The organism is Corynebacterium sp., from assembly GCF_012837295.1.
In the GTDB taxonomy this organism is placed as follows: Bacteria; Actinomycetota; Actinomycetes; order Mycobacteriales; family Mycobacteriaceae; genus Corynebacterium.
Window position 1 is genome coordinate 1 of the sequence record NZ_DURI01000271.1, and the last position, 6,923, is coordinate 6,923.

The following is a 6,923-nucleotide window of genomic DNA, read 5'->3' on the forward strand; positions in this document are numbered from 1 at the left end:
GCCGAGGCCGGCGATGACGGCCAGGGGCGCGGCGGTGCGCGCCACGCGGCGGAGGCGGGAGGGCTTGCGGTGCTTTCCGGTCATGAACGGCACTGTACTGGGCCGTCGCGCATGGTGAAAGCCGTACAGCCGCCCGGGGGTGTCCGATCAGCGCCAGGTGCGGGGGCGGATGAGGTTCGCCATGTCGACCAGATGGTAGCGATGGCGGGGGAACGGCGATGACCTGGCCAGCTGCCTCAGGCCGGTCTCCAATCCGGCGCGCAGACCGGCGACGGTGAACGGGACGTCGAAAAGCTCGTTCCTGCTCGCCGCGTGGTCCAAACCGCTGGCCCGGAGCCAATTCAGGGCCGCCACCATCACGGCGATGCGCAGCTGCTCCAGACGGGGCTCGTTGGTCGGCAACTCCACCAGGCGGCGGGCGGCGCGGCGGATGCGCGACTCCGTCAGCGACTCCGGGGCGCCCGAGGTCAGCAACAGGATGGTGGTCAGCTTCGCCAGCCGGTGGTGGCGCGACGCCGCGGGCACCCGGTCGAGCATCGAAATGGCCATCTCCTGCTGGCCCTCCACCGTCAGCTGGCGGGCCAGGCCGAACGCCGAGGACACCGTCGTCGGGTTCGTCGCCCACACCATCGCGTACAGGCGGGTCGCGTGAAAGCGCATCGACGCCGCGTCGGTGGCGTTGGCGGTCCACGTCTCCGTGAGGTGGCGCAGCATCGACTCGGGGATGTCCTCCAACTGCTGGTCCAGATTCGCCGTCGCCCGCGCCGTCACGGGGTCGAGCACCTGCTGGCGGGAGATCCCCGCCCGCTGCTGCAGCAGCTCCAGCGTCGCCGCCAGCGCCAGTTTCGGCGCCGGCTCTCCCGGCAGCATGGCCAGGACGCGGTTGAAGGACTCCAGGGCCGAGTCGTAGTCGTCGAGAAGCAATTCCGTGACCCCCGCGTACCAGCCCCACCGCCAGTCGCGGCGCAGGCGCGGGGGAGCCGCACGCAGGCCGTCGCGGGCCTCCTCCGTGGAACCGATGTCCAGCTGGGCGCGGACGATGGCCAGGGGGATCTCCACCGACGCGGAATTCTCCGGGTTCTGCAGCGCCGCGGTGAGGGTGTCGATGAGCTCGCCCGGCTCCGTGAACGACGACGCCGACAGCAGCCGCGCGCCCGGGTCCGTCGGGTCGACCAGCGGCACCGGCAGTGCGGCGGTGATCTCCTGCGGCGTGATGGTCACGTCGCGGGCGATGCCGTCGACGAGCTGGTCGGTGCGGAACACCCGGTGCTTCGTGCCGTACGTCGAACGCTGCGGGGAAAACAGGGTGCCGATGTGCGGGTACTGCACGCCGTCGCGCACCGCCAGCAGCTCGCGCAGCACGCCGGTGAGCTGGATGGCCATCTCGTCGGCGCTGGTGAAGCGGGCGTCCGGGTCCTCGTCGCAGGCGCGCAGCAGCAGCCGGTACAGCGACAGGTACCGGCGGAACAGGGGCTCCTCCATCGGGGTGGGCAGCCCGGGGTCGTAGACGCCGTTCGTCGAGGGCAGCTCCGTGATCAGCGACGCCAGCGTCCGGCCCACGGTGTAGATGTCCGACGCCACCGTCGGGCCCGTGCGGCCGACCTCCGGGGCCTGGAAACCGGGCGTGCCGTAGATGTGGCCGTAGGCGCCGATGCCGGTGACCGCGCCGACGTCGATGAGCTTGACCTGGTCCTCCGTGAGCAAAACGTTGTCCGGCTTGAGGTCGTTGTAGACCACGCCGCGCGAATGCAGGTAGTCCATGGCCGGCAGGACCTCGAGGACGTAGCCGACGGCGACGTCGACGGGCATGATGCCGTCGGGCTGGGCGCGCTTGCGCTGCCGCAGCGACGGGCCGCCGACGTACTCCATGACGATGAACCCGGTGTCGGCCTCGGTGGGCTCGATGAAGTTGATGATCTTCACGATCCCCGGGTGCGTGATCTCCGCCAGGAACTCGCGCTCGGCCTGCACGACGGCGAGGTCGCGCTCGTTGGACGACGCCATCATGCCCTTGAGCACGACCCACCGGTCCGACACGTTGTGGTCCTGCGCCAGGTAGATCCAGCCGAGGCCGCCGTGGGCGATGGGGCCGGCGATCTCGTACTGCCCGGCGACCAGATCGCCCGGGTTGAGGGTCGGGGTGGGCTTGCCGGTGGCGGCGACTTTCTCCGGCGCCATCACCGCGTCGCGCGGGTTGGTCGGGGGGATGAACGGCAGCTGCACCATGCCGTCGGCGACGGTGCGGCCCTGGCGGGCGCGGCTCCGGCGTTCGCGGAAGGTGTCCAGGGCCCGGCGGTGCGACTCCGCGGACGGGTCGACGGCGGGCGCCGGGCTGCTTGGCGACGGGCCGTCTGCACCGTCGTCGTCCGCGAACGGATCGAACGGCGTGGCGACGGTGCCGGGCTCCGAATCGTCGGCGAAGGGATCGTAGGCGACGGCCTCGGTGGCCGGCGCGGTTTCGTCGGGGATCCCGGTCACGGCGACACCTCCTCGTAGACGCCCTCGGGCTGGTAGCCGCCGGGCAGGAACGCGCCCAGCCACGTGTCGTAGAGCTGCTGCCACGTGCCGTCGGAGCGGATGCGTTCCATGGTCAGGTTGATCTGCGACGCCAGGCCGTCGTCGCCCTCCTTGACGCCGACCGCGTAGTTCTCCGTGCTCAGCCCCCGGCGGACGATGGTGGTGGCGGGGTCCTGGTCGTTGATGCCCGCGAGGATGGTGTCGTCGGAGACCACGGCGTCGGCCTGGTGCTGCTGCAGGGCGACCAGGCAGTCGGACCAGCTGCGCACCAGCAACAGGGTGGCGCCGGGCGCCTCGGAGCGGACGATCTCCTCCGGCGTCGAGTCGGCGGCGACGCACACGCGGCGGCCGTTGAGATCCTCGGACGTGGAAATGGCGCCCTCCTGGTTTTCGGAGTCGGACGCGGGGACGAGGATCCCCGCCCGAGCGGTGAGGTACGGCGCGGAGAAGTCGACGGCGGCCTCGCGGTCGGGGGTCACGGACATCGTGCGGACGATCGCGTCGACGCGGCCGGTGCGCAGGGCGTCGATGCGTTCCGTGGAGTCGACGTAGCGGAACTCCACGGCGTCCGGGTCGCCGAAGATGTCCCGGGCGATCTCCTGGGAGAGGGCGACCTCGAATCCGGCGAGCTCGCCGGTGGAGGAATCGCGGAAACCCAGCAGGTTCAGCGACTGGTCGACGCCGATGATGATGCGCTCGCGTTCGACGATGTCGGGGATGCGGTCCTCGGCGGGGCCGGTGGCCGGAGCCGACGATGGCTCGGCGGCCTCGCCATTGGGCAAGTTCGGGGGGCGCGAGTCCGCCGGCTCGTAGCGGGCCTCCGGCGGCAGCGGCGCGGCGCCATCGGCGTTCTGGATGATCTCGTTGAACGGGTCGTCGACGAGCGGGGCCTGCGGGGCGCAGGCGGCGAGGGCGAGGGCCGCGGAGACGGTCAGCGCGGTGGCGAGGCGGCGGATCGTGCGCATCACAGGTACTCCAGCAGCCGGTGCCGGAAGCCGACGACGACGCAGATGGTCGCCGCGATGGACAGCAGGACGACCAGCGCCGACAGTGCGGCGGAGGCCTGGCGGGCATCCTCGATCTCGGCGCGCAGATCCAGGCGCGCTTCCGCGATGGCGGTCTGCAGCGCCGAGTCGAGCCGGCCGAAGGCGTCGGCCGAGGAGTGCGGCCGCGCCCCCTCCACGGTCGCCGCCTCCACCGCGCCCTGGTAGTCGCCGCGGTCCAGGCGTGCCCTCATCTCGGCGTGGCCCCGGCGCCATTCCTGGAGGGCGTCGCCGGCCTGCCCGGCGGCGTCGCCGGCTTCGCCGGAATCGTCGATGAGGGCGCGGATCTTCTCCGCGTCGGTGTCGAACGCCGCGACCTCGCCCGGCTGGCGGCGCACCAGGGCGAGCGTCTCCGAGGCGCGCGCCTGCTGCGCGGTGATGCGCGCTTCGGTGAGCGTCTGCACCGGCAAATACGAACCGCCGAAGGAGGCGGTCCCGCGCCAGGACAGCGTCGTCGCCAGCGATACGGCCAACAGCGCGACGACCATGAGCGCCGTCGCGGCCGTGAGCCCCGTGTTGAACAGCCGCCCCGTGCGCCGGGTCAGCCGCCACTGGACGAACAGCAGCATGAGCACCGCCGCCAGCAGGCCCGACAACGGCACCCACGGCAGCCCCGTGAGTTTCGCGCGGTCCTCGGCCACCGACCGGCTCGTGTCCTCGTACAGCGCCGCCGCGGCGGGCAGGATCTCCGACCGCATGAGCCCCGAGGCCTCCGCCAGATACGCCACGCCCACCGGATGGCCCTGCCGCGCATTCGCGCGGGCCGACTCCACCAGGCCCGTGTACACCGGGATCAACCGCTGCACCGTGGCGATGTTGCGCATCGACTCGCCGTCGACCTCCGTGATCCCCGCCGCGGCGCGCGTGCCGGCCAGCGTGGCCTGGGCGATGGCGTCGTCGTAACGCTGCCTGAGCTGCGGTGCACTCCCCAGGCCGCCGCGACTGAAGGACGTGTTCGCCGAGGCGTCGGCGATGGTCAGCGCCGAATACAGGTTCTGCGCCGCATTCGCCTGCGGCTCCGACGCCGACGACACCGTGGCCAACTGCTGCTGGCGGTTGCTCGTCGACTGCGACATGGACAGGCCCGCCGCCAGGATCGCGATGATGAGCACCACCGCCGCCAGCGTCAGCCGGCCCGGGGAGGTGAGCACGAAGGACATCGTGCGCTTGGGGAACTCCAGCGCCGGCGCCATCCGCTCGCCCAGGATCGACCCGAACGTGGTCGTGCCGCCGCCGAGTTCGAGATCGTCGACGCGCTCGTCGGGGTCGCGCTCGTCCTGCGGCTTTTTCGGGGCGGGCGGCGGGTACATCGCCGGCAGGATCCACACCGGGTCGCCGGAGGTGCGCTGCGGCGTCGGCTCCGGCGTCGAATCGAGCCCGGATCCGCCCGGGGCGCGGCGGCCCGTGAAGCGCGTTCTGCGGGGTCGGCGCCGGACGTCGGCGGCATCTGCGGCCATTTCGCGTCGCCTCCCGTCGGTGCAGATCCGGCCCCCGCGAGCGCGGGGTGACTCTGTTACAGATGTTAGTCCCGTTGACATGTGAGGCAAACCACAGGCATGTGGAAAATCGGCGACCGCGTACGCTGGACCCATGCTTCACGACGGCAATGGCTGGGCCGCCGGGCCCGACGGCTCCCGATTGTGGGGGAAACTGGGCGCCGCGGGGCTGCTCCTGCTCACCCCCGACGGGCGCGTGCTCATGCAGCACCGCGCCGAATGGACGTCGTGCCCGTTGACGTGGGGAGTGCCGGGCGGCGCCCGCGACTCCCACGAGACCGCCGCCGAGGCCGCGCTCCGCGAGTCGGAGGAGGAGACGGGGATCACCGCCGGCCAGGTCCGCGTCCTCGATTCCGAGGTCACCGCCGGGCCGTTCCCCGCCGACCCCGAACGCCCGGAACTCGCCGGCGACTGGACCTACACCACCGTCTATGCGCTTGCCGACGGCCCGCTGGAGACCTTCCCCAACGCCGAATCGCTCGAGCTGCGGTGGGTTCCCTTCGATGAGGTCACCGAGCTCGAGCTGCTGCCCGCGTTCGCGGAGTCGTGGCCCGGAGTGCGCCGCCGGGCGGAGGAGCTGCTGCGCGGGGAGCGCTGAACCTACTGATCCGCGATTGCGGCCAGTCCCGCGGCCACGGCGGTGACGGACAGCACGGCGGGCCAGGCGCCGATCTTCTTCGCGGCCGGGTGGGACGCGCCGAAGGCGCCGATGTACGCGCCGAGCAGTCCGGCGGTGGCCAGCGGGCCCTTGCGGGCGTACCAGGTTCGGGCCGAGTAGATGCCGGCCGCCGCGAGGATGACGCCGCCGAGCGGGCGGATGCCGGTTTCGCGGGCGGTGAGCCACCCGCCGATGAGGCCCGTCGCGATGAGCGGGGCGGTCTGCACGTCTTCTGCCTTCTTCAACTTCATGTCCATGCCCTCCAGCGTATCCGCGCTACCCTGGGCGCATGTTGAACAATGTTCCGGAAGGCCGGGCCAATCGTCGGTCGGCGCTGGCCGGCGCCGCCCTCTACCTGGTCATGGACGCCCGCCGCCACATCGATCCGGGGTTCGGGGAGCTGGCGCGTTTCGCGGATGCGGCCCTGGCGGCCGGGGTGGACATCATCCAGTTGCGCGACAAGGGCTCGGCCGGCGAGCGGGAGCTGGGGACGATGGAGGCCGCGGAGGAGCTCGCGGCGCTGGCCGTCCTGCGCGAGGTCGCCGACGCCCACGGCAAGCTCCTGGCCGTCAACGATCGTGCGGACATCGCCATCGCCGCCCGCGCGGACGTCCTGCACACGGGCCAGAAGGATCTGCCGGTCGCCGTCGCGCGCGAGCTCATCGGCCCGGACATGCTGCTGGGCAAGTCCTGCAACACTCCGGACCAGGTCGATGACGCCGCGGTCGATCCGGATCTCGACTACTTCTGCACCGGCCCGGTGTGGGCCACCCCGACCAAGCCGGGTCGCCCGGCCGCGGGGTTGGACCTGGTCCGGCATGCGGCGGGCGTTGTGCGTGGCGACGCCCACGCGCACCCATTCTTCGCCATCGGCGGAATCGACCCCGCCAATGCCGAGGAGGTCGCGGCGGCGGGCGCCTCGAAGCTCGTCGTGGTGCGCGCACTGACGGGCGCGACCGACGATGACCAGCTGCGGGCGAACGTCGAGGCGCTGCGGGCGGCGGTGGGGGCATGAGCGCGCGCACCACGTCCCATGTCGCGGTCGTCGGCGCCGGAGTCATCGGGCTGGTCACCGCGTTCCGGCTGGCGCACGCCGGGCACCGCGTGAGCATCCACGCGCCGAGCGCCGCGGTCGGCCCGAGCTGGGTGGCCGGCGGCATGTTCGGCGCGTACACGGAGGCGTGGCCGGGGGAGGAGGTCATGCTCCAC

General features: G+C 72.1%; 7 protein-coding genes. 3 read left to right on the forward strand and 4 right to left on the reverse strand.

All coding sequences use genetic code 11. The features are described from left to right. Positions 1 to 147 precede the first annotated feature (147 nt). The 3 genes from GX015_RS08945 to GX015_RS08955 are packed head-to-tail and all read right to left on the reverse strand — an operon-like array spanning position 148 to position 5,017. Positions 148 to 2,469, reverse strand: coding sequence for a serine/threonine protein kinase (locus GX015_RS08945; RefSeq protein ID WP_291344505.1), 2,322 nt, complete (start codon positions 2,467 to 2,469; stop codon positions 148 to 150). A 5-nt stretch (positions 2,470 to 2,474) separates the two neighbouring features. Next, positions 2,475 to 3,482, reverse strand: a complete 1,008-nt coding sequence (locus GX015_RS08950) for a glutamate ABC transporter substrate-binding protein (protein WP_162986238.1) — start codon at positions 3,480 to 3,482, stop codon at positions 2,475 to 2,477. Next, the gene (locus tag GX015_RS08955) at positions 3,482 to 5,017 is read right to left on the reverse strand and encodes a hypothetical protein (RefSeq protein ID WP_291344495.1); all 1,536 of its coding nucleotides are present in this window, start codon (positions 5,015 to 5,017) and stop codon (positions 3,482 to 3,484) included. Before GX015_RS08955 ends, GX015_RS08950 begins: the two co-directional genes overlap by 1 nt. A gap of 133 nt (positions 5,018 to 5,150) precedes the next feature. Between GX015_RS08955 and GX015_RS08960 the strand changes: the two genes are divergently transcribed. After that, the gene (locus GX015_RS08960) at positions 5,151 to 5,654 is read left to right on the forward strand and encodes an NUDIX domain-containing protein (RefSeq protein ID WP_291344497.1); all 504 of its coding nucleotides are present in this window, start codon (positions 5,151 to 5,153) and stop codon (positions 5,652 to 5,654) included. 2 nt (positions 5,655 to 5,656) lie between these two features. Here the strand turns inward: GX015_RS08960 and GX015_RS08965 are convergent, their stop codons facing one another. Then, a complete protein-coding gene (locus GX015_RS08965; RefSeq protein ID WP_291344499.1) occupies positions 5,657 to 5,971 on the reverse strand; it encodes a hypothetical protein in 315 nt (104 codons plus the stop codon). Between the two features lie 32 nt (positions 5,972 to 6,003). On the opposite strand from GX015_RS08965, the gene thiE reads away from it, so the two are divergent. Beyond that, positions 6,004 to 6,729 carry a thiamine phosphate synthase gene (gene thiE, locus GX015_RS08970; RefSeq protein WP_291344501.1) on the forward strand — a complete coding sequence of 242 codons (726 nt, stop codon included), beginning with the start codon at positions 6,004 to 6,006 and terminating at the stop codon, positions 6,727 to 6,729. Next, positions 6,726 to 6,923: FAD-dependent oxidoreductase (locus GX015_RS08975; RefSeq protein WP_291344503.1), on the forward strand; the 198-nt coding region annotated here is incomplete at its 3' end. The genes thiE and GX015_RS08975, both read left to right, overlap by 4 nt.

Bases quoted from the DNA above. Each gene is read 5' to 3' on its own strand.
- GX015_RS08950 (WP_162986238.1), bottom strand. From the start codon at position 3,482: ATGCGCACGATCCGCCGCCTCGCCACCGCGCTGACCGTCTCCGCGGCC.
- GX015_RS08955 (WP_291344495.1), bottom strand. From the start codon at position 5,017: ATGGCCGCAGATGCCGCCGACGTCCGGCGCCGACCCCGCAGAACGCGC.
- GX015_RS08960 (WP_291344497.1), top strand. From the start codon at position 5,151: ATGCTTCACGACGGCAATGGCTGGGCCGCCGGGCCCGACGGCTCCCGA.
- GX015_RS08965 (WP_291344499.1), bottom strand. From the start codon at position 5,971: ATGGACATGAAGTTGAAGAAGGCAGAAGACGTGCAGACCGCCCCGCTC.
- thiE (WP_291344501.1), top strand. From the start codon at position 6,004: ATGTTGAACAATGTTCCGGAAGGCCGGGCCAATCGTCGGTCGGCGCTG.